At 75.7% G+C, this 2,057-nt stretch carries 1 protein-coding gene and 1 pseudogene; both read left to right on the top strand.

Annotated elements, in window-relative coordinates:
- On the top strand, positions 1 to 986 hold a 986-nt coding region (locus NCC78_RS31235), incomplete at its 5' end, for an FtsX-like permease family protein (protein ID WP_250799025.1).
- Between the two features lie 4 nt (positions 987 to 990).
- Positions 991 to 2,057: pseudogene (locus NCC78_RS31240) on the top strand (FtsX-like permease family protein); the annotation flags it as partial.

Consider the following 2,057-nt stretch of genomic DNA (forward strand, 5'->3'; position numbering starts at 1 on the left):
ACCTGCGGTCCGTCGGCCCCGACGGCGCGTCCCGACCGCTGCCGCTCGGTGACGGGTGGACGGCGACCACCGGCGACGCGCGCAGCGAGCCGAAGCTCACCGTCACCGCCACCGGCTTCGTCGCCGGGTATGAGGTGAGGATCGTCCCGGGCGGCCGCTTCGCCTTCCAACCGTCGTCGCGCTTCGTGGTGGTGCCGGCGGGGGAGAACCCGCCGGTGCCGGCCCTGATGACCCCGGCGGTGCGCGAGGCGCTGAGCCTGCGTACCGGGGACACCGTCACCCTGGCCCTTTCCGGCGCCTCGCTGCCGGTGAAGCTGGTGGGCGAACTGGCGGCCGTGCCGTCCACCGCCGGCGCCGGGGTGCTGCTCGACCTGCCGGCGGCGACGGAGTGGCTGATCCGGGACCGGGGTGCGGTCCGATCGGCGTCGGAGTGGTGGCTGGACACCGACGACACGGGGCACGCCGAAGCCGCCCGCGCCGCGGCCGGAGTGCCCGGGGTCACCGTTCTCGACCGGCGGGAGGTCGCCGAGCGCGCGGCCCGGGACCCGTACTGGCAGGGCGCCCGCACGGGGCTGCTCGCCGCCGCGCTCGGCGCGGTGCTGCTGGCCCTGGTCGGGTTGGTCGTCGACGTCTGGGCCACCGCCCGGCACCGGCTGGGGGAGTTCGCCGTGCTGCACACGCTCGGCGCCACCCCCCGGCTGCTGGCCCGGGCGCTGCTGGCCGAACAGACCTTCCTGGCCGGCATCGGGGTCGGGGTCGGGCTGCTGCTGGGGGCGGTGGTCGGCGCGACCATGGCCCCGCTGGTCATCCTCACGCCGTCCGCCGGGCGGCCGGTGCCCGAGGCGGCCTTCGTGCTGCCCTGGGCGCCGATCGGGTTGACCGCGGCCGGCCTCCTGCTGGCGGCGCTGGCCTTCAGCGCGTTCATCGCCCTCGGCATCCGGCAGCGGGTGGCGGCGGCACAGCTGCGGATCGGGGGAGACCGGTGACCGGGTGGAGCGGCGGGACGACCAGGAGCGGGGAGGCGGCGTGATGAGCATCGGCGGGGTCGCTCGCCGGGTCCGGGCGTACGGCGGGCAGTTCCTGCTCCTGGCGGCGCTGACGCTCGCCGTCACGTTGCTGATCAGCGCGGCGCCCCGGGTGGTGAACGGGCACACGCAGGAGGGGCTGCGGCGTTCCCTGGCCGCCCAGCCGGCCGAGCGGCGGGACCTGACGTACTCGACGGATCCGCTGTTCAACGCCGGCAACGGCACGTCGTTGCTGGCCGCGTACGAGGGCGATCTGAGCAGCCTGCAGGCCGGCATGCCGCCGGACGTGCGCGCCATGGTCGACCAGCGGTGGTTCACGGCGGAGACCGACGTGAGCCGGCTGACCGGCCCCGACCTGGCCGCGAAGAACCTCCTGGTCGACCTCGGGCTGCGCGCCATGCCGGGCGTCCGGGAGGCCGGGACGCTGGTCGAGGGGCGCTGGCCGGACGAGAGCACGGCGGCCGGCCAGCCAATGCAGGTGGCGCTGGCCGTGAGCGTGGCTCGCAAACTGAACCTGCGGGTCGGCAGCCGGCTCACCCTCGCCAGCGCACCCCCGGGTGCGGGCGGCAGGCCCTACACGCCCGAGGTGGCGGAGAATCCCCCCGAGCCCGTTCCGATCTCCGTGGTCGGCCTGTTCGAGCCCCGCGAGGGCGCGGACGGCATCTGGCAGGGCCTGCCGTCGACGCTGCGGGTCGTCGAACCGAAGGGCGACGGCGAGCCGTTCGTCGCCCTCGGTGTCGTCGACGGCACCGCGCTGGACCGCCTGTCGGCGCAGGGCTGGGGGCTGCGGTTCAGCTGGCGCTACCGGCTGGGCACCGACGACATCGACGCCCGGAAGCTGGACCAGTTGATCGACAGCATCCAGCAGATGTCGCGGGAGGCGCAGGGCCGCAACTTCGTCCAGGGGCTGGACATCCCGCTGCGGGCGTTCGCCGCCGAGGTGGACGCCGCGCGGACGGTGCTCGCGGTGATCGCGGCCGGGGTGCTGGCCGCACTGGCCGGGCTCGTCGTGCTGGCTGCCGCGCTGACCGT

It is taken from the genome of Micromonospora phytophila (assembly GCF_023656545.1).
Taxonomy (GTDB): Bacteria; Actinomycetota; Actinomycetes; order Mycobacteriales; family Micromonosporaceae; genus Micromonospora; species Micromonospora phytophila.